The sequence below is a fragment of the Arthrobacter sp. BF1 genome, from assembly GCF_056680215.1.
Window position 1 is genome coordinate 911,266 of record NZ_CM155271.1, and the last position, 22,450, is coordinate 933,715.

The following is a 22,450-nucleotide window of genomic DNA, read 5'->3' on the forward strand; positions in this document are numbered from 1 at the left end:
GTGGTTGAGCCTGTCGAAACCCAGGATTTCGGCAAGCTCAACCAGGGAACCACCTATTGCGCGCTGTGCGTCCAGCCCTTGGCGCCGGGTTCCGGCTGGGGATTCGCCTGCTGGCGGGCGTCCGCACAAAGGCTGAACGCGACGTCGGCCGCTTTGGTGATGGACGCCGTCGAGGCTGCCTTGGAACCGGCGCTTCCCGTGCCGGCCTCGAGCGCGGCAGCGTAGCCCACCAGGAATGCGGTGATCGGGGCTGCTGCGTGCGTCACGGAATCTGCGGATTTCCTGGCCAGCTCAAGGATCAGCTCCGGGTCCACTTTAAGGTCCAGGATCTGCAGGGCCTGGGTCAGTTTGTGGGTCCACTGCTCCAAAATCTGAGCTTCTTCGTCGTTCTGGGCCATGGTGTCTCCTTCGTGGGATGGGTAGTGGAACGGGTTCGTGGAAGCCGGCGGGGCTCAGGTGTCGATGGTGGACATGTTGGGGTAGCGGGCCCCAGCGGCAGCCCCGGCTGGCGCCAGTTCATCCAGCAGCCGGAGGTCCTCTGTGGTGAGCTTGACACCCACCGCGCCAAGGTTTTCGGCGAGCCGTTCGCGCTTTTTGGTGCCGGGGATCGGGACGATGTGCTGGCCCTGGGCCAGCAGCCAGGCGAGGGCGAGCTGGGCGGGGGTGCATTGTTTCTGGCCGGCCAGTTCTTTCACCCGGTCCACGAGCTGCAGGTTGCGGTCAAGGTTTTCGCCTTGGAACCGGGGCGAGTGCCGGCGGAAGTCGCCGGCCGCGAAGTCGTCAGCAGAGCGGATCTGGCCGGTCAGGAAGCCGCGGCCCAGCGGGCTGTAGGGCACAAAACCGATCCCCAGTTCCTCGAGCACCGGAAAGACCTTGGTTTCGGGTTCGCGTTCCCACAGCGAGTATTCGGTCTGCAGCGCGGTGATCGGATGCACGGCGTGGGCTCGTCGGATGGTCTCCGCGGACGCCTCGGATAGACCCAGATGGCGGACCTTTCCAGCTTCGACCAGTCCGGCCATGGCCCCCACGGTGTCCTCGATGGGGACGGTTTTATCCACGCGGTGCTGGTAGTACAGGTCGATGTGGTCCACGCCCAGGCGCTGAAGGCTGGCATCGCAGGCGGCGCGGACGTAGTCCGGATGGCCGTTGATGCCCACCCAGGAGCCGTCCTCACGGCGTTCGTTGCCGAACTTGGTGGCCACGACCACGTCGGCCCGCCGCCCTGCGATGGCACCGCCCACCAGCTTTTCGTTCGTGAAGGGCCCGTACATGTCCGCGGTGTCCAGCAGGGTCCCGCCGGCGTCGAGGAATGCGTGGATAGTGGCTATCGATTCCTGTTCGTCGCCGGTCCCGTAGAACTCGCTCATGCCCATGCAGCCCAGGCCCAGGGCGGAAACGGTTAGTGATCCAAGCGTGCGGTTTTCCATGCGGTTCTCCTTTGTGGCGGAACTGGCTCAACGGCCTGCCTTTCCGCAAGCCGGATGGTGCACCGTAGGCCACTATAGGCACGTTGTGTTGGGGGTCACAACAGCTTCTCGCAGCAGCGTTAGGCTTGGGGAAAGCCCGCAGCGAAGGAGAATCCCTTGAGCGACATCACCATCAGCAACAATCCGGACCGCGAGCGGTTCGAGGTTCTGGATGCCGGAAAAGTAGTTGGGAAGGCCTGGTACAAGGCGTACGACGGCGAGGGCCCGGCGCAGCGGATTTTCTATCACACGGTGGTCGATGAGGAATACGCGGGGCAGGGATTGGCGGGCAGGCTGGCCAAAGCGGCGCTGGATGAGACAGTGGCTGCGGGCCTGCGGATCGTCCCGGTCTGCCCGTTCATCAAGAGCTACATCGCCGGGCACCCGGAATATGAGGCAAGTGCCGTGGCCACCACGCCCGCGCACCTGCAGTTCCTGGACAAGGCGCTCGCTGCCCGGACCTGATGTTCCTCCCGGCTAAGGCCGGCCGGGAGCTGTCATCAAATCGTGCTTCCAGCAGCGGGTAGAGCAGACTGTTTCCGTGAGCAACCAACCCCGGACCCGGCTGGCCGTCGCCGGCCTCAGCTTGGGCACGGCACTGAACCCGCTGAACTCCTCCATGATCGCCGTGGCCCTGGTGGTGCTGCGCGCGGATTTCGGGCTCGACGTCGCAACGGTCACGTGGGTGATCACCTCGTTCTACCTCAGTTCCGCTGCCGGCCAGCCGCTGATGGGGAAGCTGGCTGACAGGTTCGGGCCGCGCCGGATGTTTTCGCTCGGCATGGCGCTCGTGGCCGTGACCTGCGCGCTCGCGCCCTTTTCGCCGAACTTCGCGCTGCTGTGTGTGGCCCGGGCCGTAATGGCGTTGGGTACCGCCGCGGCTTACCCCAGCGCGGTGGTTATGGTGGGCGCCATGGTCCACCAGTCCGGCCCCGCCCAGCCGGCCGGCCTCAGATCGTCCCGGCCGCTGGGGCACATCCAGATGGCCAACACGTCCGCGGCGGCGGTGGGCCCGGTCATCGGTGGCCTGCTGGTGGGCTTCGTCGGCTGGGAGGCGCTGTTCCTTATCAATGTTCCGTTGGCGTTGGCGGCGCTGCTGATCGTACGGCGGGCGGCCCCGGCGGATACGGCCCGGGAACATGGAAGCTTCGCGGCGCTGGTGCGGGATTCGGATATCCCGGGAATCCTCGGCTTCATCAGCTCTTTGCTGCTGGTGATGATGGCTTTGCTCGACGTGGCGCCGGGGTACAGGTGGCTGCTGGTGGGCGCCGGTACCGTGGCGGCGGCGCTGTTTGCCTGGCGTGAACTGCGTTTCAGCCCGCCGTTTTTGGACCTGCGGCTCCTCGGCAGGAACCGGCCGCTGATGCTGGTGTACGTGGGCTTCGCCTTGTTCAACAGCGTCTACTATTTTGCGTTCTTCGGCCTGCCCCAACTGCTGCAGGAGTCGGGCGGCTACGAACCAGGCCTGGTAGGTCTGCTGATGCTGCCGCTGGCCGCCGCATCAGTCGTCGCCACGCCATGGGCAGTCCGGGCGATGGGAAGGTTCGGGGTACGGCGGGTGCTGATTGCCGGCGTCGTACTTCTTGCTGCGGTGGCCGCCCTCATGTGGCTCCTGACCCACTCACTGGCCATACCGCTGGTGCTGGTTCTTACTGCCCTCATGGGTGTTCCGTTCGGGGCGGTGAGCATCGCCTCGAACCAGGGCATGTTCGTCTCCACCCGGCCGCAGGAACGCGGCGTTGCTGCGGGAATCTTCCAGACGTGCCGCTACCTGGGCGCCATCACGGCCACCGTCCTGATCGGCGTGTTCGCAGCCGACGGCGTGGACCAGGAGAGCTGGGGGCTGATGACCATCTCCATGCTGATCCTCACCGGGGCGGCCTTCGGCGTGACGTTGATGTGGCGGGAACGCAGAGACTGAGTGTTGCAGGAATTAGCGGAGCTTCCCGCTTATGATGGCCGCATGTCATCCTACGAAGTCACCCGCAGCGCCTTCATTCCTGCCTCGCCGGAAGCGATTTTTCCGCTGGTCAACAGCTTCCTTGAGTGGACAAAATGGTCTCCGTGGGAGAACGTCGACCCGGAGATGGACCGTTCGTACGCAGGCAACGATGCCGGCGTCGGAGCCCGTTACGCCTGGAGCGGCAACCGCAAGGCCGGCAGCGGAAACATGGAGATTGTTGAGTCTGACTTTCCCGGGAGCATCAAGGTACGGCTCGAATTCACCAAACCGTTCAAGGCCGTGAACCCCACCTCGTTCACGTTTACACCGGCCGACGGCGGCACCCGGGTCACGTGGCGGATGACCGGCGAGAACAAGGGGCTGGCTAAGGTTTTTGCCCTGGTTGTGAACATGGACAAGATGGTGGGCGGCGATTTCGAGCGCGGGCTGGCAGCGCTGTCCACGGCCGCGACGGCCGGCAAAGCCTGACCTGGGGCGGCGGGGCCGTTTCCGGTTCTAGCCGTTGAGGATCTGCTCACGCAGGATGTCGGCATGCCCGCAGTGCTGAGCGAGTTCGCGCAGCACGTGCAGATAGACCCAGTGCAAGGGGAGCGGGCCGCGCCTGTTCCCTGGGAGCAGGTCGTCAAGGGCCAACGACGACGTCGCCTGGCGCGCCGCCTCGCACGCCTTGCGGTGTGCCTGCTGGACCCTGGCGATGGTGTCCTGGTCTGTGAGGATGAACGACTCGTCAGGGCCGGCCGGGATGCCGATCTCGGCGCGGGACCGGCAGGTGACGGCTTCGTCGAACCAGACTTTCTCCACAAAAGTCACGTGCTTCACCAGGCCGAGCAGGGTGGTGCGGGATGCCACCAGGGACCGGCGGGCCTGTTCCTCAGTCAGCCCGTCCAGGCAGTTCGTGAGCATGTTCCTGTGGTCATCGAGGAAGGCCTCGAACTGGGCGCGCGCAGGTTGGCGGATGGCGTTCTCGGCGAAAGCGGTGTGGGGGGAAGGCATCCACGCAGTATTGCAAGCCCGGGGCGCGGAGGCAACGGCCGACGTCGGGCGCTTACCCGTGGTGATCGGCGCACCACGCGCCTATGGTGGTGCCATGTCTAATTCTTTTGCGTCCTTTGTGGAGACCTTCAAGAACGTCGGCGTAGCCAGGGCATACGGCCAGCCGGTCAATGTCGGCGGGGAAGAAATCGTCCCCGTGGCCCTGGTGTCGTTCGGGTTCGGCGGCGGGGGCGAGGCCGGAGACGGCGCCTCCGGCGGCGGCGGGGGCGGGATGGTGCTGCCCCTTGGTGTGTACGGGAACGCCGGCGGCCGCGCGGAGTTCCGGCCCAACACCGTTGTCATCCTGATGTGCCTGGTCCCGGTGATCGCCGTCCTCGGCGCCGCGGTCCGTGGTGCGATCCGCGCCGCACGGTCCTAGCGCGGGGAACGCCGGTTGCGTGCCTGGCGGGCCAGCCGGATGAATCCGTAGACGAACACGGCTTCGATGAGCACCATCAGTCCCAGCAGCAGCCACTGGCGCTGGGCGATGAAAACGACAGCGCCGGTGAGGACCAGCGTGGTTCCGAGCGCCAGCGCATAGACGGCGAACCCCAGGGCCACCTTGGCGCTGCGCACGCCCGTACTGAAGCCGAAGCCCACCGGTTCGCCGCCTGGGCGGCCGGCCACGCTGTCCGGGCGGGTGGGCTTGACCTTGTCGAATTCCTCCCAGAGGTCCGGGTCCTGGTTGCTCATGGTCTCATTATCGCGCGGCGCCACCGCTCGGCCACACCTCTGCAACCCTTGTTACAGGGCGGCTCAAATTAGGGTATTTCGGTCTGTCCCGGTTCGTTCGATAATGGCCACATAACCTTCGGGGACCCTCGCGCCAAATGATGGCTGGCGGGGCGTGGCAGAGTCCCAGGTGGCCATTCGAGCACTTGGCGGACGGGCGGCCACGCGGCCCCGGACAGTGACGTCCCGGGACGGCACCCCAGGGGGCATCGCCATCATGCGGAATCAATGCACAAAGGAATTCATCATGCTCAACGATTCAGAGATCATGGCTGTCCTTCCCGCGAAGGACCTCAACAGGGCGAAGGATTTCTATCGGGACAAGCTGGGACTGGAGTCTTCCGACGTCTCTGGGGACGGCAGCCTGCTGTTCAGCGGCGGAAAGGGAACGAGCTTCCTCGTCTACGAGACCGAGAATGCCGGGACTGCCAAGAACACCCAGATGGGCTGGGAGACGGACAACCTCGAACGAGAGATGGAGGAACTGCGGGGCCGCGGCGTGGCTTTTGAGGACTACGACTTACCCGGGCTGAAGACGGAGAACGGCGTTGCCACCAACGACTGGGGAAAATCCGCCTGGTTCCTGGACAGTGAAGGAAACATTCTCGTCCTCTCCCAGCGCGCGTAACCGCCGCCGGACCTGAGGGCGCCAGCCACGGGCCGCCCCTGCCGCTAGCGCGGGGCGGCCCCGCGGCGGCTACGGCTTTGTGGACGAGTACGACGTCGAGCGGAAGTTCCGCGAGACCCGCATGTTCCAGGTGGCTCCGGTCAACAACAACATGATCAAGAGCTACGTCGCCACTAAAGTCCTGGGCCCGCCCCGCTCCTACCGACAGGCGGCGGCCGGCCGTTATTGATGCCGTCGCCGGCCGGTTGAACGGGTACTCGCTCTCCAAGGGGACCATCCGCTTCACCGCAGAGCGTCCGCTGCCTGACGATGTGCTGGCGGACATCGTCGGGCTTCGCCGCGCGGAGATCCTGGGAGCAGGGGCTTAGGGCACCCGTGGGCGCCCTTGAGTACTCGGCGTGATTCAACGCCCCCGATGAGCCCCCGGTCTAACCGGCTGCCTGGAGGCGGGCTGGGATCCCGTCCTGGCAACCACTCAGGCTGCCTGGTAGATAGCGATGACCACGCCAGTGCTGGTGATCACACTGCTGGCGAGCCGAAGCTCCGACGATGGGCCGCCGTCCGGGAAGAGGCGCCGCCCGGAACCGAGAAGCAGCGGGTGGATCAGCAACACGTATTCGTCGATCAGGTTGCGGCGCCTCAGCGACTGGATCAGCTCCCCGCTGCCCAGGATGGCGATGTCGGGCCCCGTCTCGCTTTTGAGGGTGGCCAGCGCCTCGGCGGCATCCCCGTGGAGCAGCGTTGAGTTCTGCCAGCGCAGGGGTTCGGTCAGCGTCCTCGAGGCAACGTACTTTTGGACGTTGTCCAAGACCCCGGTGAAGGGATTGTCCTTTTGGCGCGGCCAGTAGCCAGCGAAGTCCTCGTAGGTGCGCCGTCCCAGCAATAGGGCACCAGTGTGCGCCATCCCCTCTCCCATCATGCGTCCCATGACGGGGTCGTTGTAGGGCAGCGCCCAGCCACCGTGCTGGAATCCTCCGCGGGTATCCTCGTCTGGACGGCCCGGTGCCTGCATCACGCCGTCCAGAGAGATGTGTTGGTGACGGTCACTTTTCCCATGACAAATTCCTCTCAGGCTGGACCGGCCCAATGGGGGAGCGGGTGGGAGCCGCCGCGATTCACATGCTGGCCTTCGGCGTGCACGGCGTCAAGGGCTGTTCCCTTATGGGACGCACCCCGTCTATCCGCGGGTGGCGCGCGCGTGTAAGCATGGGGGCTTAGCGGGAATGGCGCATTGAGGGAGACCTGATGAAATCCAATGAACTGCTGCTCGACGCCTTCGTCCGGATCCGGGAGACCGTGGAGGCCACCCTTGAGGGGCTCGACGACGGGGCCCTGGTCCGGCGGCCGGCAGGAACCGGGAACTCGATCGCATGGCTGATCTGGCACCTCGGCCGGGTGGAGGACGCGCAAGTAGCCTCTGCCGCAGGCCTGGATCAGGTGTGGACGTCGCAGGACTTTGCCGGCCGCTTCGGCCTGCCTCTGACAGAGCGCGATACCGGCTACGGTCACTCCAGCCACCAGGTCGACACCGTGCAGGCCGCGCCTGAACTGCTGCTGGAGTACTACGACGCCGTCCACCGCCAGACGGTGGGGTTCCTGAAGACTCTTACCGACGAAGACCTGGACCGGGTGGTTGACAAGCGCTGGGACCCGCCCGTGACTGCAGGCGTGCGGCTGGTCAGCACCATCGCCGACTGCCTCCAGCATGTGGGGCAGGCCGCGTATGCGAAGGGGCTCAAATAGTCTTCCCGTCCGGAGGTTAGAGCCGGGCCGCCAGGGTGCGGCCCACTGTCCGGCCGGTGAAGAGGCAGCCGCCTAGGAACGTTCCTTCCAGCGCGTTGTAGCCGTGGGCGCCTCCGCCGCCGAAGCCTGCAGCCTCGCCGGCAGCGTACAGGCCGGGGACGCGGGTACCGTCCTGCGCGAACGCCTGCCCGGTGAGGTCTGTCTGGATGCCGCCCAGGGTTTTACGGGTGACAACATGAAGCCTGAGGGCGATCAGCGGGCCTGCCGCCGGGTCAAGAATCCGGTGCGGCCTGACCGTCCGAAACAGCCGGTCGCCCAGGAAGCGGCGGCTGTTATGGATCCCCACGACCTGCGCATCCTTGGCGTAGGGGTTCTGGATTTCCGCGTCGCGTTCCAGGATTTGCCGCCGGATCCGTCCTTCGTCCAACAGCGCCTCCCCGGTGAGCCGGTTCATCCCGCTCACCAGGTCCGCCAGGTTGTCGGCGACGACGAAATCGGCGCCGTGCTCCTTGAACGCCTCGATCGGGGCAGCGGCGCCGCGGCCCAGCCGGGACCGGATCAGCAGCTTGAGGTCCCGGTTGGTGATGTCCGGGTTCTGCTCGGAGCCTGAGAGGGCGAACTCCTTTTCGATGATCCTCTGGGTGAGGATGAACCAGGAGTGGCTGTGCTGCTGGATGTCCGCGGTGGTTCGCAGCAGTTTCAGGGTGCCCAGGGTGTCGTAGCCGGGCAGCCCGGGCGCGGGGAGCCGGCGGCCCAACGCGTCAAACCACAGGGACGACGGCCCGGGCAGGATCCGGATGGCGTGGTCCGGCCAGATGGGGTTCCAGTTCTGGATTCCTTCGGTGTAGTGCCACATCCGATCGCGGTTGACCAGCCGGACGCCGGCCTTATCGGCGATTCCCAACATGCGGCCGTCGACGTGCCGGGGAACTCCGGTGATCATCTTCTTCGGAGCTGTGCCCAGGCGCTGCGGCCACCATTTCCGCACCTGGTCATGACTGCCGCCGATCCCGCCGGTGGCAATCACCACCGCCGGGGCGTGCAGTTCGAATTCGCCGATCTTGTCCCGGTTTGAGGCCATACCGCGAGGCGAGGACTCCGGTGCCAGGACGGTGCCTCGCACCCCGGTGACGGTCCCGCCGTCGAACGTTAACCCGTCCACCTGATGACGGAAGTGGAACCGGACCTGGCCCGCCGCTGCGGCGGCCCTGGCTTTGTCCGCGAACGGTTCGGAGATTCCGGTGCCGGTTCCCCACGGGACGTGGAACCTTGGGACGGAGTTGCCGTGGCCGCCGGCCCTGCCGTCACCGCGTTCAGCCCAGCCCACCAGCGGGGTGAATTTGATGCCCTGCTCGCGCAGCCAGGCGTGTTTCTCGCCGGCCGCGAACTCAACGTAGGCGCGTCCCCATTGCCGGGCCCATTCATCCTCCGGGTGCTCGCCGTCGAGCCGGTCCCACTGTGCGGAGCCCTGCCAGTCCTGCCACGCCAGCTCGAAGGAGTCCTTCACACGGAGGCGGCGCTGCATGGGGGTGTCCACCAGGAACAGGCCGCCGAGGGACCAGAACGCCTGGCCGCCCAGGTTGGCCTCGTTCTCCTGGTCGAGGATGGCCACGCGCTTGCCCGCCCTGACCAGTTCGTTGCTTGCCGCGAGCCCGGCCAGGCCGCCGCCGATGATAATGACGTCTGCGTCCATACCGCCCTGCTCGTGTAGTTGGGGTCTGACAAGTGAGTGCCAGACCCCAACCTACGGCCTGTTTAGCCGGCCGCCGTGGTGGAGGCGTTGGACGGGCGGGTCCACGGCCCCGTGATGGCCAGGGTGAAGCCCGGGGACTGGATGTTGGCGAAGAGCCACTTGCCGTCCTTGCTGAACGCCGGGCCGCAGAATTCCGAGTCGTTGTACTCGTTCCTGGCCAGGGGATAGGACATGCCCTGATCGGTCACGCCCACCAGGTGCGAGACCCCGTTGCCGTCCTCAGCCAGGATCAGCCCGCCCTGGGGTGCCACGGTGATGTTGTCGGGGCCGTCGAAGGCGCCGTCCTGATCCGGGTTCGGGTTGACGCCGAAGATGGTGCTCAGGGTGATGCTCTCGGTGGCGGGGTCGTAGTGCCAGACCTGGCCGTCGTGCTCGTTGACGGAACCGTCGGAGGTGCGGGCGAAGCTGGAGACGAAGTACGCCCCGCCGTCGCCCCACCACTGGCCCTCAAGCTTGCGGGAGCGGGTGATCTCATCGTTCGTGAACTGCTTGCGGACTGACGTGGTGCGGGCATCACGGTCCGGGACATCCACCCACTCGACTTTATAGCGGGTGCCCACGGTGGTGGCCTCGGAAAGGTCCTTGATGTGGGTGGACCCGCGGAAGGCCTTCATGGCCTGCAGCCGGCCGGCGACGTCGCCGCCCGCGGACTGTGCGAGGGCCACGAACTTGCCCTTGCCGGGGGTGAAGCCCGCTGGCGGGGTCCAACGCAGGTACAGGCCGTTGGGGTTGCCGGCGTCCTCGGTGAGGTAGATCTGGGTGGTGGCGGGGTCCACGGCGACTGCCTCGTGGGAGTAGCGGCCCATGAACTTCAGGGGGATGGCGGAAAAGCCGACGTTGGCCTCGCGGCTGGCGGGGTCCACCTCAAAGACGTAGCCGTGGTCCTTGGTGTTGGTGCCGGACCCGGCCCGCGCCTCGGTCTCCTCGCAGGTCAGCCAGGTGCCCCAGGGTGAGATGCCGCCGGCGCAGTTGTTGTTGGTGCCGGCCACGGAGGTGTACTGGCTCACCCGGTTGCCGTCGGCGTCCACAAGGATGGTGGAAGTGCCGCCCTTGGCACCGGGGTCGTAGGTGAGGCCCTCGACGACGGGGACGGGGAAGGGTTCGGAGCCGCTGTTTTCATGGTTGACGATCAGCACCGAGCCGCCGTTGGAACCGTCGAAGACGCCGATGCCGTCTGGATCGGAGGGGTGGGCGCCTTCGGCGGTGGGAGTCTGTCCGGAGCGGGCCAGCAGCTTGTAGGAGAATCCTTCGGGCAGCGCGAGGATTCCCTGGGGGTCCGAAATCAGCGCCCCGTAGCCCAAGGCGTTGCGGGTGGCCGCGTTGGCGGGGCGGGCGAACGGGGCGAGGCTGCCGGCGCCGGCGAAGGCGAAGCCCAAGGCGGTGGCGCTTGCACCAGCGCCGAGGAAGCTGCGGCGGGACACGGGACTAGGCATGAGGTTCTCCTGGGGGTGAAGGGACATGGGGACCACGCCTAGACTGCCCCCCGCGTGTGAACAGAGGGAAACAGGAGAATGACGGGGAGGCCACCTTGTTGGCGCCGGCGTCACTCACGGATAGGCAAAGCTGGTTAACTGTCAGGTGAGTCGAGAGAAGGAGCCCGCATGTCCGGTATGACTGCAATACGGAACTTACGGGTGAGCCTGCCCAGCCAGGAGCTGGCGGACGCGGTGGAGCCGCCCGCCGGCGTGGAACTCTTCCTGTGGGACTTTACCGGCGACGCTCCGGCGGACCAGTTCGATCTCGTGGTGCCGCCCTACATGGGCAGGCCGGACGCACTCGCTGCGCTCGCCGCCGTCGAGGTGGGGCTGGTGCAGAGCCAGTCGATCGGGTACGACGGCGTCGCCGCGGTCCTGCCCGCGGGGTGCCGATTTGCCAACGCTGCGGGAGTGCATGAGACCTCGACGGCGGAGCTTGCGGTGGGCATGATGATCGCCAGCCAGCGGGGGATCGCCGAGTTTGCGCGGAATGCGGCGACGGGAACCTGGGACAACGGGATGCGCCCCAGCCTCGCGGACCGGCGCGTGCTCCTGGTGGGCTATGGAGGAGTGGGGAAGGCAATTGAGGCCAGGCTGCTGCCGTTCGAAACAGAGGTGACGCGGCTTGCCAGCCGGGCCCGGGACGATGAAAAGGGCAAAATTTACGGGATTGATTCCCTGTACGAGCAACTGCCGCTGCACGACATTGTGGTGGTGAACGTGCCCCTGGGCGAGCAGACGCTGCGCCTGGTGGATGGCAAGTTCCTGGCGGCAATGCCGGACGGCGCGCTGCTGGTGAACGTCGCGCGGGGTCCGGTGGCGGACACTGACGCCTTGCTCCGCGAGACGTCAACTGGCCGGCTGCGGGCGGCGCTGGACGTCACGGACCCGGAACCGCTGCCGCAGGACCATCCGTTGTGGACCGTGCCCGGTGTGCTGATCACACCGCATGTTGGCGGCGCCAGCACGGCCATGCTGCCCCGGATGGCGCGGCTCATCCGCAAGCAGATCGGGCTGCTTCAGGCTGGCGAGGAACCGGTGAACGTGGTGCTGGGCGGGGACACCGGGCGCTAGCCGGCGATCGCCGCGGTGGTCAGGTAATCGGGAGCTGGTTCCAGGCTGAAGTACTCCTCAAGGGTGGCTTTGCCCTTGATGAGCATGTCCTCGGCGACCGTCTTGCCCACGTAGCGCAGATGCCAGGGCTCGTAGGTGTAGCCGGTGGTGGCCTCCGCGCCGGCGGGGTACCGGATGATGAATCCGAACCGCCGGGCGTCCGTGGCCGCCCACTTGCCCGCGGGGGTATTTTCGAAGCAGGCCCGCCACGGCCCCTGTCATCCTGCTGATTCCTTTGAGCACGGTTTCCTCCACGGCGTTTCCGGAACAGATGCGGGAACTTACCGGCTTGCAGGGCCCGGCGTCGTGGGAAAACCGGCGCACACGTGGCAGGGGAGGAGAAAGGGGGCGCGGGCTATGGCCCTTTCCGATAGGGCATGCCTAGACTGACCAGACCTCCGACCGCAGGATGACATTCAGCTGCTCAAGCCACGGGCAGCCCCTGCACCTGGAGGTCCATCGCAACACTTTATGATCCACCGCGCCCCTACCGGGAGCGCGGCGCTGACAAGAGGAGAGCATGATGACAGGGAACAAAGCCGTTGCCTACAAAGGGCCGGGCAAGGTCGAACTGATCGACATTGATTACCCCACCTTCGAACTCAAGGACGGGCCGGGTGTCAATCCCGCCAACGTAGGGCGCCCGGTGCGCCACGGAGTAATCCTTAAAACCGTCGCCACGAACATCTGCGGCTCGGACCAGCACATGGTCCGTGGCCGCACCACCGCGCCTGCCGACTTGGTGCTCGGCCACGAAATCACCGGTGAAGTGGTGGAAGTTGGTCCGGACGTCGAGTTCATCAAGGTGGGGGACATCTGTTCCGTCCCCTTCAACATCGCCTGCGGACGCTGCCGGAACTGCAAGGAGCGCAAGACCGGTATTTGCCTGAACGTCAACCCGGCCCGCCCCGGCGCGGCCTACGGGTATGTGGACATGGGCGGCTGGGTCGGCGGCCAGGCCAATTACGTTCTGGTGCCGTACGCGGACTGGAACCTGCTGAAGTTCCCGGACAAGGACCAGGCCCTCGAGAAGATCTTGGACCTTGCCATGCTGTCGGACATTTTCCCCACCGGTTTCCACGGGGCCGTTTCCGCCGGGGTGGGCGTTGGTTCCACCGTGTACGTGGCCGGCGCGGGCCCTGTTGGCCTCGCAGCGGCGACGAGCGCGCATTTGCTCGGTGCCGCCGTCGTGATTGTGGGCGATCTGAACGAGGACCGGCTGGCCAGGGCGCGCAGCTTCGGCTGCGAAACGGTGGACCTCACCAAGGGCGGCCCGGCGGAACAGATCGAACAGATCCTGGGTGTGCCCGAGGTGGACTGCGGCGTGGATGCCGTCGGCTTCGAGGCGCGCGGTCACGGCCATGACGCCAAGGAGGCACCTGCCACGGTACTGAATTCGCTGATGGACATCACCGCGGCCGGCGGTGCCCTCGGCATTCCGGGGCTGTACGTCACCGGCGATCCGGGCGGAGTTGACGAGGCTGCCAAGACTGGTTCGCTCAGCCTCAGCCTGGGTACCGGGTGGGCGAAGTCGCTCAGCTTCACTACCGGCCAGTGCCCGGTGATGAAGTACAACCGCCAGTTGATGATGGCCATCCTGAACGACAAGGTGAACATCGCCAAGAACGTCAACGCGAAGGCGATCACCCTTGAAGAGGCGCCCAAGGGCTACGCCGAATTCGACGCCGGTGCAGCCACGAAGTACGTCCTCAACCCGAACGGCTACCTCAGCTAGGCGAGGGGTCATTACGTAAGCCGTGGGTACCTTCTCTTGTCGAAGGTACCCACGGCTCTCTGACTTTGGCCTGTAGGCCAGCGTCAGGACGGCAACGTGATCAGGGCTATCAGCGCCGGGACGGTAGCCCCCAGCGTGCCCGGGATGCTGTCGCCCTTCTTGGGGTAATGGCCCAGCATGTCCGCCAGGAACATGGCCGGAGCGGTCAGCACCATGTTGGCGCAGCAGTAAATCACCAGGGTGTAGCCCGCCACGAGGTACCCCATGTTCACGGCCACCACCCCGGCCAGGACCCCCAGGCCGATCGCCAGGTTACGGAACCCCGTGGGAATGGCCCACATCATGACGGCCGGGACGTTTTGCGGCGGGGTGCTCAGGAACTTCTGAGCCCCCGGCCGGTGCATCAGGAAGCTCTCCAGCGGGAACACCACGATGTAGATTACCCCGGCGATGACCGCGAAAATCTGGGATAAAACGTTCATGGCTGAACAGTACGACGGCGGTGCGCGGCATATCCATCCCCCGCCAGGGCGTTCCGGGGTGCTTGAGGAACCCCCGATTTGGGGGATTGCGGCGCCGCTCCGCAGGCGGATACTGGACATATGTGGGAGGAGCGCGCTGAGCGCGCCCGGCGGGAGATCACCGCACTGGCCGCCAAAGGGACAGGACTGGACGAGCTCTATGTCGCCGCGCTCGCCGTCGTGCAGCAGGAGGTGCCGTTCGAACAGGGATGCTGGGCCGCCGTCGACCCCGGCTCCCTGGTGATGACCTCCGTAGTCAATTGGCGCGATTGGGGGGTGACGGAGGAGTACGCGGCGCGCTTCGCGGAGACGGAGTACGCAGGTCAGGAACCCAACCGGTTTGCGGAGTTGTGCCTGCGTCCACGGCCCGTCGCCAGGATTTCCGACGCACCGCACCGGGACGTGGTGCACAGTGTCCGGATCAACGACATCCTGAAGCCGCTCGGCCTGGAACACGAACTGCGCGCTGCGTTCCGGGTTGACGAGGCCTGTTGGGGAGTGGGCAGCATCTTCCGGGGATCGGGCCGGGACTTCACGGACCGCGAGGTGGAGTTTCTGGCCGCGGTGTCGGCGACTCTGGCTGCGGCCAGCCGGGTCGCGGTGCGGGCGGAGCATGCCGTGCGTCAAGCCGTGGGCGGCCCGGTGATCGTGATCGCAGGGCCGCACGGCGAACTCCGGGCGGCTACTGCAGCCGCAGTTTCCTGGCTGGCCGAGGTGGAGGACACCGCCCCGGGCCGCTTCACCATGACCATGCATTCAGCGGTGGCCCAGGCTCACGCATCGAGGTCGGGCACGGCCAGGGCACGGATGCGCGACGCCCGGAACAACTGGGTGGTGCTGCAGGCCAGCCGCCTCCTCACTGGCGACGACCCGGAACAGATGGTGGTCACGGTCGCGCCCGCCACCACCGGAGACCTGACCAGCCTGCTGCTGGCGGCCTACGGCGTCACAGCGCGGGAGCACGAGGTCTGCCTTGAGGTGCTGTCCGGAAAGCCGACCGCTGACATCGCCAGGCACCTGTACATCTCCCCGCACACCGTGCATGACCACCTGAAGTCGGTCTTCGAGAAGGTGGGCGTCGGCAGCCGCGGGGAGCTGGTGGCCAAGCTCGTTGCCTAGCCATCACTCATCGAACCTGCCGACAACCAAAAGATTGGCTCCCACGACTTTTTCCGGGGTCCAGCGACGTGCGGAGTGCTTTGTGGGTACGGTGTCCTCATGCAGAAGATATCGATAGAGGCCCTGGCCCGCCAGCAGATCACCGCAGCAGTGGCGGCCTCGAGCGGACGCGCCGCCGATACAGCCTTCGGCGGGCACGAAAAGCGGCTCCGGCAAACGGTCATGGCGTTCCGCGCCGGCACGCAGCTCAGCGAACACCAGAACCCCGGCGAGGCCACGGTCTACGTCATCAAAGGATCGGTCAGGCTCCGGGCCGGAGCCGAGTCCTGGCAGGGTAGGGCGGGGGACCTGCTGATCGTGCCGGACGGCCTGCACAGCCTTGAGGCGGACGAGGACTCGGCGGTGCTGTTCACTGTGGTCAAGACCGACCGTCCCTGATTCGGGTTCGCCCCCAGCACCGAATCCCCTGTACCTGGCCTGACCTGGCCGCGGCGTCAGCGGCGGCGTGCCGCGGCAGTCAGTTCGTTCGCGCCGTAGCTGTTGTCGTCGGGATTCAGCGTCAGCCCCGGGGCAACCAGGCTGTCGATAGCGTCCAGAACTTCGACTGCCAGCTTCACGTCGGCCGCTGGCAGCTGCGACTCGAGCTGATCCATGGTGCGGGGTCCGATGATCGCGGAGGTGACCCCCGGGTGGTTGATCACAAACCCGAGGGCAAGGTCGATGAGGCTGATTCCCGCTTCCGCCGCGACTCGCGCCAGTGCATCGACAACCTCGAGCTTCTGCTGGTTGGCGGCGCTCGTCATGTCGAAGCGCGCCTTGGGGCGTGCCGCCGAGGCGGGGGTCGGCGCCGTGTCCTTGCGCCACTTTCCGGAGAGCCATCCGCCAGCCAGGGGACTGTACGTCAGGGTGCCCATGCCGTGGCGTTCCGTGGTGGGCAGGACGTCCTGCTCGATGCCGCGGACAAGGATTGAGTAGGGCGGCTGTTCGGTAACGAACCGGGCGAGGTTGCGCTCACGGGAGGCGACCTGCGCTTCGACGATTTGGCTGCCGGAGTACGAGGAGGATCCGATGTACCGGACCTTGCCCTGGCGGACCAGATCCGTGAGGGCACCAAGAGTCTCCTCGACGTCCATCACCGCGCTGGGACGGTGCACCTGGTAAAGGTCGATGTAGTCGGTGCCGAGGCGTCGGAGCGAGTTCTCCACCGCCTGCATGATCCACTTCCGGGAGCCGCCGCTGCGGTTGGGCCCTTGCCCCATCGGCATGAAGAACTTGGTGGCGAGCACGACGTCGTCGCGCCGGCCCCTCAGGGCCCTGCCAACGATTTCTTCCGATTCGCCTGCCGAGTAGACGTCGGCCGTGTCGATGAAGTTGATTCCTGCGTCCATGGCGTGGTGGATGATGCGGATCGAGTCGTCAACGTCCTTGTTGCCCCAGGCGCCGAACATCATCGTGCCCAGGCACAGCGGGCTGACTTCGACTCCGGTGCGTCCCAAGAGGCGGTATTCCATGATTTCTCCCTGTCTGTTGCGTGCTGTCCGTGCGGGCGCTGAACCGGGTATCGGTTCCTATGCCTGGTGGTTTGCTGCCCGGTGATCTGCGCCCACCGCTCTGAGATCTTCACGTACGCGGTCCGGTTCAGCGTCGGCCGGCATGTTCGCTTGGTCCCGTACTCCGTCGAGCGAACCCACCGGATCCTTGTCCAAGGCACCGAAGACGGGGTCCAGGTCACCCTGAGCGGGTCCGTGCTCGGCGACAAGTTCGAACGTCATGTGATCGGATGCGTCTGAGGCGAGGCTGTCGACCAGAACCCGGGCGATCTGGTGACGGGCGATGGCGCCGTCCGCCGAGCTTCCGGCGTGGCGGGTATCGCCCTGCAGTAGTGTGATCACCAACTGGTCGTCATCGTTGTAGTCGAACCAGCCGGGGCGGACGATGGTGTAGGCATTGTCGCTGGCCCGGACCAGGCGTTCGTTGCGTCGCTTCCAGTCGTGGGTCCCGCCGCGCCGGGTCACCCCGATGGCTGTCATGAGCGCGATGCGCACGCGCCGGCCTCCGAGCGCATCGAGCACGTTTTTTACGGCGCCATAGTCCACCGCTTCCGCTGCCGCGGCATCGCCGTACGCGGAGCCTTGGGTGAAGACGACGGCATCAACGTCAGCGACGGCGTCGGCCAGCGTCTCGGCCCGGGTCAGGTCGCCCACTGATTTCTCTGCGGCCGCGTCGAGGCGGCCTGCGCGCGGCGCGTCCCGCACGAGGGCCCGCGTCGTGTAACCCTGACGTACTGCCTCCGCCACGACGTGGCGGCCGACGCTTCCGGTCGCACCGACAACGAGCACGGTGCGGGGTTTTTTCAAGTTCTGTGCCATGGTGCTCTTTCTCGGAGGATGTCAGCGCTCAGTCGAGGCGGTGGCGGGGAGTTCGCTGGCGGTGGTTGCGGCCCAGCTGGCGAGCAGGCTCAGGCGTTCGTCGCTGGCTGAGCCGGGCTCGGCCGTGTAGGCGAACATTGTCCAGCCAGGATTGGCCGGCAGTTCCATCGCCTCGTAGCTGAGCTCGAGGTCCCCGACGACAGGGTGGTGGATGCGCTTAAGACCGGTTCGGTGGAACCGGACGTTGTGGGCGGCCCAGCGGGTGCGGAATTCCTCGCTCCGGGTTGCGAGCTCACCGATCAGGTCCGAGAGACTGCGGTCGTGCGGCTGCCGGCCGGCGTAGCCGCGCAGGGTGGCGACGACGTCGTTGGCGTTCTGTTCCCAGTCCGGGAAGAACGTGGGCGCTTCGGGGTTGAGGAACAGAAAACGCGCGGTGTTGGCGGGCTGAACGCGGTCCGCAAGGACGGGGGCGTAGAGGGCGCGGCCCAGCGGATTGGCCGCGATGAAGTCCATGCGTTCGTTGCGCACCCAGGTGGGGGCGCCGGTGATGGCGTCCATGAACCGTTGCAGGCTGGGCCGCAGTTCCTGCTCTTTGGCTGCGCGCTTCCGGCGGCCCGGGCCGGGCTGGGCGGCCGGGCGAGCGCAAAAAGGTGTGCGGTCTCGGCTTCGTCAAGCCTGAGGGCGTGCGCGATGGATTCGAGCACTTCATCGGAGACGCCGGTGAGGTTCCCGCGTTCCAGGCGGGCATAGTAATCCACACTCACCGACGCCAGGATGGCCACTTCTTCCCGCCGCAGACCCGGCACCCGCCGGTTGCTGCCCACAATCAGGTTCACCTGGTCAGGCGTCACTTTGGCCCGGCGGGATCGCAGGAATTCACTCACATCATTTCGGCTGTCCATGCTCTCAGGCTACGGCCGGCCCGGGGCCAGCGGGAGGGCCTGACAGTACACCCCTTCAGGCCGCCCGGCTGCTGAACGGTGGTCTGCCGGTACATGGAACAGTGGCCACTCCCGCGGTTTCTCCCTTGGTGGTGAAGTGGATAAGCAGGCAAACGGATAACCGCGGCTGCCCATCAATGCGAAGGAAAACCTTGAACACCACCACAGCCGAGCCGCCCGCCAAAGTCCGCTCCACTGCCATCCTGGCGATCATCCTCGTGGGCTACTTTATGATCATCCTGGACAACTCGATCATCTTCACCGGCCTGCCCAGCCTCCAGTCGGAGCTGGGACTGTCACCGACCGGATTGTCGTGGCTTCAGAACGCGTACACGCTGGTGTTCGGCGGCCTGTTGCTGCTCGGCGCGCGTCTCGCGGACGTCCTGTGCCGGCGCCGGGTGTTCATCGCGGGCCTGGCGGTCTTCGCCTTCGCGTCCCTCCTGATCGGAGTGGCCCCCAACGACTGGTGGCTGGTTGCCGCCCGGGCACTTCAGGGAATCGGGGCCGCCGTCGTCGCGCCCTCCTCGCTGTCGTTGCTGACGGCGACGTTCGCCGCAGGCCGGGAACGCACCCGCGCGGTGGGTGCCTACGGCGCTGTGGCCGGCATCGGTGCCAACCTGGGCCTGGTGGTCGGCGGCGCGCTCGCGGAATGGGTTTCGTGGCGGGCGGGCTTCTTCGTCAACCTGCCCATCGGCGTTGCCATGATCTTTGCCGCGGTCAAATACATCCCTGAGACCCCGCGCTCGTCCGGCCGCTTCGACGTGTTCGGTGCGGTGGCCTCGACCCTGGGCATGGGCGCCCTGGTTTTCGCCATCGTCCACTCGGTCGAGGCCGGCTGGGCGGTACCTGAAACAATCACCGCCCTGGCCTCAGCCCTCGTACTCCTCAGCTTGCTGGTGCTCAACGAGCGGAGGGTCCAGCAGCCCATCATGCCGCTGCACCTGTTCGCCAGCCGGGAACGGGCCGGCGCCTACGCGGCCCGGCTGCTGTTTGCCGGCACCATGATCGGTTTCTTCTTCTTCACCACCCAGTTCCTGCAAGGGGTCTACGGCTACAACCCGTTGCAGGCCGGCGTTGCTTTCTTCCCCATGACCGTGGTGAATTTCTTCGTCGCACTGGCTGTTCCGCGGCTCACCCAGCGCTTCGGCAATGCCTCCCTCCTGGCTGCCGGCCTCGCCCTCACGCTGGCGGGCATGATCTGGCTCAGCACCATTACGGCGTCCACCCCGTACCTCACCGGGGTCGCGCTGCCGCTGGTGCTGATCGGCGTCGGTCAAGGCCTCGGCTTCGCCCCGCTCACCGCCGCGGGCATCGCAGGCGCGAGCACCCGCGACGCCGGAGCCGCCTCCGGTCTGGTGAACACCTCGCACCAGCTCGGCAGTGCCCTGGGCGTCGGTGTCCTGGTGGCGGCCTCAGCCAACGCGGGATCACTCGCCGGGAGCGTCGCCGTCGCCTATGCCGGCGGATCGATCATGCTGGCCGCCGCCCTCCTCGTGGCACTGGTGCTGATCGTCCCCGCGGAACGCATGGCGCGAGTCAGCATGGACGGTCTCGACCGGCCTGACCAGTAGGGGTGTTACTTCGGGCAGCCCAAGTCCGGGTTGTAGGCTGCGAACATGCCGTCCGGGTTATCCCTCCATACCCACGCGTGGAGCGCGTAGGAGCCGGGGAACGGCCCGTCCTCGAAGTCGAGGCCGGCAATCGAAGGCCGCTCGGCCGCCGTGGATATGAACTCAGCGGCTACCAGCTTGTACCGCCCGTCCTCATTCGGCATGTACACGAGAACTTCAGGCTTTCGGGCCTGGGTCTTGTCATCGATCAGTTCCTGCTTCGCGTAGTGGAAGCCCATGGCCCCGCCGGGATGCTCGATGCACTCGGTAATTTTCTGGTAGCCGTCAGCCTCCGCGTTCTCCAGCCAGCGATAGTCGTCGGTAACGTGGCGCAGGATCCTGACCAGGCGGCGCTGATCGTCATTGTTCCGCCAGTCGGCGCTGTGGTCCGAGTCCCCGTGCCCGGGTCCGCCATGGGCGACCGCAATTCCGGGAGCAACTCCCATGGCTAGCACTGTAGCGGCGGCCATCGACAGTAGCCTCGTCTTCGTGCGATTCATAGTTGATCTTCTACCCCTCTGAGACCAATATTTTCTGTCCAAAGGATACGAAGCGTGGAAGGGAGTCTTCCACCTTCGTCAAGATGCCGGCCGATTTCCCCGGGAACTGCCGGTGCACGAGCCTCCCGGACGGGTAATCGTCCATCGACTTGAGCGGCGTTTCCAGTATGCTCCTCCGGCGAAACGCGGCGCTACGCTACGGGCGGGTAGTAGGGGGGCATTGCCGCCAGTCGCTGTTTGTTCTATAACTGCTATAACAGCAGCGGGAGGGCAATCATGATCCTCAACGTAGACCTCAGCAGTGACCTGCCGATCTATCAGCAACTTCGGGACCAGATCGTGGAAGCGATCGCCGATGGTGTGCTGATCGAGGGGAGTTCACTGCCTGCCACGAGGACGCTCGCAGCCGACTTCGGGATCAACTTCCATACCGTGAACAAAGCCTATGACTTGCTGCGTCAGCAGGGTCTGATCCGCCTCAACCGCAAGACCGGTGCGGTAGTGACCACGACGGCCGCGGAGCCGCAGTTCCCCTCCGAATGGACCGCAAAGGCCCGGACTCTTCTGGCCGAGGCTGTGGCCAGAGGCATCCCGGCTGAGGAGGTTCTCCGGACCTGCCGGTCCTTGCTCGATTCATTTGGTGCCCGGCAGCGGGAGGACGCGCCATGATCGTTGCCATTGTCTTGAGTTCCGTGCTGTTGGGGCTGGTGCTCCTGCTCGCGCTGGTGCTGCCCTCGGTGACCAGCCCCACCGTTCCGTTCGGGGTCCGGGTCCCGGCTGGTCGCGCCGAGGACCCGACAGTGACCAAGGAGGCCCGCATCTACCGGTGGAGGGTCCTCACCTGCGGGCTCGTCGTCGTCGCAGCTGGCGTGGGCCTCTTCGCGGTGACGGGGGAACCGTTGCTGCTGCCGTTGTCCGTGCTGGTGCTTGTCGGTCTCTGGTACGGGTGCTTTTTCTTGGCCCATCAGGAGATCCGGGCCGCGAAGGCCGCCGGGGGCTGGTTCGAGGGCCTGCACCAGGGCATCTCGGTGGACACCGGACTGCGGACCGACCCGCCGCGGTTTCCCTGGCTCTGGTTGGCGCCAGCGGTGATCATCACCGCCGCAACGGCCGTGCTTGGAGTGCTCATCTACCCGTCGATGCCCCAAATCCTCGCGGTGCACTATGACGCCAGGGGTGTGCCGGACAGGGTGGTCGCCAAGTCGGTCGGCGGGGCGTTCTCACTGGTGTTCGTGCAGATCGGTTTGACGGCCCTGCTCGGGGTCATGGCGGCCGCCATCGTCCACAGCAGGCCGGACATTGATCCGGCGCGACCGGTCGGCTCCGCGCGCTGGTCCCGGCAGTACATGTCACTTGGCGCCAAGGCGCTGCTTGGGCTGGTGGCGATGATCGATTTGGGGATGACGGGGGCGTCGCTGTTGATGTGGACAGGGACGGTCACGCCCTGGGCGCCGCTGGTGGTCGCGCTCCCGGTCCTGGCCGCCGTCGTGATAACCGTTGTGGTCCTGGCCAGGCACAACGTGGAGCGGGATGAAGCCGGGGAGGGCACCGGCCTGACGCACCGGGACGATGACAAGTACTGGCGCGGCGGCCTGCTTTACATCAACCGTGAAGACCACGCACTGCTGGTTCCACGCCGGTTCGGTCTCGGCTGGACCCTTAACCTCGGCAATCCCAGGGCGGCGATGCTTCTGGCCGCTCTTTTGGCCTTGATTAGCTTGGTGATCCTCCTTCGTTTCGCCGGTTGACT

The 22,450-nt window shown here is 66.2% G+C and carries 26 protein-coding genes and 2 pseudogenes; 15 read left to right on the forward strand and 13 right to left on the reverse strand.

Annotated features, from left to right (window positions below):
* Positions 1-53: 53 nt before the first annotated feature.
* Together AC1MCD_RS04350 and AC1MCD_RS04355 are read right to left on the reverse strand one after the other, a co-directional pair.
* Positions 54-398 (reverse strand): DUF6457 domain-containing protein, encoded by a 345-nt coding sequence (locus tag AC1MCD_RS04350; protein ID WP_498676170.1) that lies wholly within the window; start codon positions 396-398, stop codon positions 54-56.
* 54 nt (positions 399-452) lie between these two features.
* The gene (locus tag AC1MCD_RS04355; RefSeq protein ID WP_498676172.1) at positions 453-1,427 is read right to left on the reverse strand and encodes an aldo/keto reductase; all 975 of its coding nucleotides are present in this window, start codon (positions 1,425-1,427) and stop codon (positions 453-455) included.
* A 156-nt stretch (positions 1,428-1,583) separates the two neighbouring features.
* Between AC1MCD_RS04355 and AC1MCD_RS04360 the strand changes: the two genes are divergently transcribed.
* The 3 genes from AC1MCD_RS04360 to AC1MCD_RS04370 all read left to right on the forward strand — a co-directional run bounded on the left by AC1MCD_RS04360 (position 1,584) and on the right by AC1MCD_RS04370 (position 3,897).
* Positions 1,584-1,931, forward strand: a complete 348-nt coding sequence (locus AC1MCD_RS04360; protein ID WP_498676173.1) for a GNAT family N-acetyltransferase — start codon at positions 1,584-1,586, stop codon at positions 1,929-1,931.
* Positions 1,932-2,007: 76 nt separating this feature from the next.
* Positions 2,008-3,387: an MFS transporter gene (locus AC1MCD_RS04365; protein ID WP_498676175.1), complete on the forward strand. Its 1,380-nt coding sequence runs from the start codon at positions 2,008-2,010 to the stop codon at positions 3,385-3,387.
* 42 nt (positions 3,388-3,429) lie between these two features.
* The gene (locus tag AC1MCD_RS04370; RefSeq protein ID WP_498676176.1) at positions 3,430-3,897 is read left to right on the forward strand and encodes an SRPBCC family protein; all 468 of its coding nucleotides are present in this window, start codon (positions 3,430-3,432) and stop codon (positions 3,895-3,897) included.
* Positions 3,898-3,924: 27 nt separating this feature from the next.
* On the opposite strand, the gene AC1MCD_RS04375 is transcribed toward AC1MCD_RS04370, so the two are convergent.
* The gene (locus tag AC1MCD_RS04375) at positions 3,925-4,422 is read right to left on the reverse strand and encodes a DinB family protein (RefSeq protein WP_498676178.1); all 498 of its coding nucleotides are present in this window, start codon (positions 4,420-4,422) and stop codon (positions 3,925-3,927) included.
* A gap of 94 nt (positions 4,423-4,516) precedes the next feature.
* Between AC1MCD_RS04375 and AC1MCD_RS04380 the strand changes: the two genes are divergently transcribed.
* Positions 4,517-4,840, forward strand: coding sequence for a hypothetical protein (locus AC1MCD_RS04380; RefSeq protein WP_498676180.1), 324 nt, complete (start codon positions 4,517-4,519; stop codon positions 4,838-4,840).
* On the opposite strand, the gene AC1MCD_RS04385 is transcribed toward AC1MCD_RS04380, so the two are convergent.
* On the reverse strand, positions 4,837-5,154 hold the full coding sequence (locus AC1MCD_RS04385) for a hypothetical protein (RefSeq protein ID WP_498676182.1): 318 nt from the start codon (positions 5,152-5,154) through the stop codon (positions 4,837-4,839). The two genes, AC1MCD_RS04380 and AC1MCD_RS04385, sit on opposite strands and share 4 nt — an antisense overlap.
* A gap of 286 nt (positions 5,155-5,440) precedes the next feature.
* On the opposite strand from AC1MCD_RS04385, the gene AC1MCD_RS04390 reads away from it, so the two are divergent.
* From AC1MCD_RS04390 to AC1MCD_RS04400, 3 genes and pseudogenes are all read left to right on the forward strand, one after another.
* Positions 5,441-5,821: a VOC family protein gene (locus AC1MCD_RS04390; RefSeq protein WP_498676185.1), complete on the forward strand. Its 381-nt coding sequence runs from the start codon at positions 5,441-5,443 to the stop codon at positions 5,819-5,821.
* 79 nt (positions 5,822-5,900) lie between these two features.
* Positions 5,901-6,050 (forward strand): hypothetical protein, encoded by a 150-nt coding sequence (locus AC1MCD_RS04395; RefSeq protein WP_498676187.1) that lies wholly within the window; start codon positions 5,901-5,903, stop codon positions 6,048-6,050.
* A pseudogene (locus AC1MCD_RS04400) lies at positions 6,040-6,189 on the forward strand (DUF1801 domain-containing protein); the annotation flags it as partial. The gene AC1MCD_RS04395 and the pseudogene AC1MCD_RS04400, both read left to right, overlap by 11 nt.
* A gap of 107 nt (positions 6,190-6,296) precedes the next feature.
* Here AC1MCD_RS04400 and AC1MCD_RS04405 read toward each other — a convergent pair.
* A complete protein-coding gene (locus AC1MCD_RS04405) occupies positions 6,297-6,833 on the reverse strand; it encodes a dihydrofolate reductase family protein (RefSeq protein ID WP_498676190.1) in 537 nt (178 codons plus the stop codon).
* Positions 6,834-7,066: 233 nt separating this feature from the next.
* Between AC1MCD_RS04405 and AC1MCD_RS04410 the strand changes: the two genes are divergently transcribed.
* A complete protein-coding gene (locus AC1MCD_RS04410) occupies positions 7,067-7,564 on the forward strand; it encodes a mycothiol transferase (RefSeq protein ID WP_498676193.1) in 498 nt (165 codons plus the stop codon).
* Between the two features lie 16 nt (positions 7,565-7,580).
* Here the strand turns inward: AC1MCD_RS04410 and AC1MCD_RS04415 are convergent, their stop codons facing one another.
* Both AC1MCD_RS04415 and AC1MCD_RS04420 read right to left on the reverse strand, forming a co-directional pair.
* Positions 7,581-9,257, reverse strand: coding sequence for an FAD-binding dehydrogenase (locus AC1MCD_RS04415; protein ID WP_498676195.1), 1,677 nt, complete (start codon positions 9,255-9,257; stop codon positions 7,581-7,583).
* 62 nt (positions 9,258-9,319) lie between these two features.
* A complete protein-coding gene (locus AC1MCD_RS04420) occupies positions 9,320-10,750 on the reverse strand; it encodes an alkaline phosphatase PhoX (RefSeq protein ID WP_498676196.1) in 1,431 nt (476 codons plus the stop codon).
* A 177-nt stretch (positions 10,751-10,927) separates the two neighbouring features.
* Between AC1MCD_RS04420 and AC1MCD_RS04425 the strand changes: the two genes are divergently transcribed.
* Positions 10,928-11,866 (forward strand): 2-hydroxyacid dehydrogenase, encoded by a 939-nt coding sequence (locus AC1MCD_RS04425; RefSeq protein WP_498678180.1) that lies wholly within the window; start codon positions 10,928-10,930, stop codon positions 11,864-11,866.
* Between the two features lie 562 nt (positions 11,867-12,428).
* Positions 12,429-13,640: a formaldehyde dehydrogenase, glutathione-independent gene (fdhA, locus tag AC1MCD_RS04430; RefSeq protein ID WP_498676198.1), complete on the forward strand. Its 1,212-nt coding sequence runs from the start codon at positions 12,429-12,431 to the stop codon at positions 13,638-13,640.
* An 83-nt stretch (positions 13,641-13,723) separates the two neighbouring features.
* Here the strand turns inward: fdhA and AC1MCD_RS04435 are convergent, their stop codons facing one another.
* Positions 13,724-14,122, reverse strand: coding sequence for a DUF1304 family protein (locus AC1MCD_RS04435; protein WP_498676200.1), 399 nt, complete (start codon positions 14,120-14,122; stop codon positions 13,724-13,726).
* A gap of 120 nt (positions 14,123-14,242) precedes the next feature.
* Between AC1MCD_RS04435 and AC1MCD_RS04440 the strand changes: the two genes are divergently transcribed.
* Both AC1MCD_RS04440 and AC1MCD_RS04445 read left to right on the forward strand, forming a co-directional pair.
* On the forward strand, positions 14,243-15,280 hold the full coding sequence (locus AC1MCD_RS04440) for a helix-turn-helix transcriptional regulator (RefSeq protein ID WP_498676201.1): 1,038 nt from the start codon (positions 14,243-14,245) through the stop codon (positions 15,278-15,280).
* Positions 15,281-15,379: 99 nt separating this feature from the next.
* Positions 15,380-15,718: a cupin domain-containing protein gene (locus AC1MCD_RS04445; RefSeq protein ID WP_498676204.1), complete on the forward strand. Its 339-nt coding sequence runs from the start codon at positions 15,380-15,382 to the stop codon at positions 15,716-15,718.
* Positions 15,719-15,774: 56 nt separating this feature from the next.
* Here the strand turns inward: AC1MCD_RS04445 and AC1MCD_RS04450 are convergent, their stop codons facing one another.
* The 4 genes and pseudogenes from AC1MCD_RS04450 to AC1MCD_RS04465 all read right to left on the reverse strand — a co-directional run.
* Positions 15,775-16,791, reverse strand: coding sequence for an aldo/keto reductase (locus AC1MCD_RS04450; RefSeq protein ID WP_498676206.1), 1,017 nt, complete (start codon positions 16,789-16,791; stop codon positions 15,775-15,777).
* Between the two features lie 57 nt (positions 16,792-16,848).
* Positions 16,849-17,649, reverse strand: coding sequence for an SDR family oxidoreductase (locus AC1MCD_RS04455; protein ID WP_498676208.1), 801 nt, complete (start codon positions 17,647-17,649; stop codon positions 16,849-16,851).
* A gap of 21 nt (positions 17,650-17,670) precedes the next feature.
* Complete coding sequence (locus AC1MCD_RS04460) at positions 17,671-18,207, reverse strand: MmyB family transcriptional regulator (RefSeq protein WP_498676210.1); 537 nt, start codon at positions 18,205-18,207, stop codon at positions 17,671-17,673.
* 149 nt (positions 18,208-18,356) lie between these two features.
* Positions 18,357-18,551: pseudogene (locus tag AC1MCD_RS04465) on the reverse strand (transcriptional regulator); the annotation flags it as partial.
* Between the two features lie 191 nt (positions 18,552-18,742).
* Between AC1MCD_RS04465 and AC1MCD_RS04470 the strand changes: the two are divergent.
* Positions 18,743-20,161, forward strand: a complete 1,419-nt coding sequence (locus tag AC1MCD_RS04470; RefSeq protein ID WP_498676212.1) for an MFS transporter — start codon at positions 18,743-18,745, stop codon at positions 20,159-20,161.
* 5 nt (positions 20,162-20,166) lie between these two features.
* On the opposite strand, the gene AC1MCD_RS04475 is transcribed toward AC1MCD_RS04470, so the two are convergent.
* On the reverse strand, positions 20,167-20,646 hold the full coding sequence (locus AC1MCD_RS04475) for a hypothetical protein (RefSeq protein WP_498676214.1): 480 nt from the start codon (positions 20,644-20,646) through the stop codon (positions 20,167-20,169).
* Between the two features lie 330 nt (positions 20,647-20,976).
* Here AC1MCD_RS04475 and AC1MCD_RS04480 point away from each other — a divergent pair, with 330 nt between their 5' ends.
* On the forward strand, positions 20,977-21,369 hold the full coding sequence (locus tag AC1MCD_RS04480) for a GntR family transcriptional regulator (protein WP_498676216.1): 393 nt from the start codon (positions 20,977-20,979) through the stop codon (positions 21,367-21,369).
* Positions 21,366-22,448 (forward strand): DUF1648 domain-containing protein, encoded by a 1,083-nt coding sequence (locus AC1MCD_RS04485; RefSeq protein ID WP_498676218.1) that lies wholly within the window; start codon positions 21,366-21,368, stop codon positions 22,446-22,448. The genes AC1MCD_RS04480 and AC1MCD_RS04485 overlap by 4 nt, the downstream gene beginning before the upstream one ends.
* The last annotated feature ends 2 nt before the right edge of the window (positions 22,449-22,450 follow it).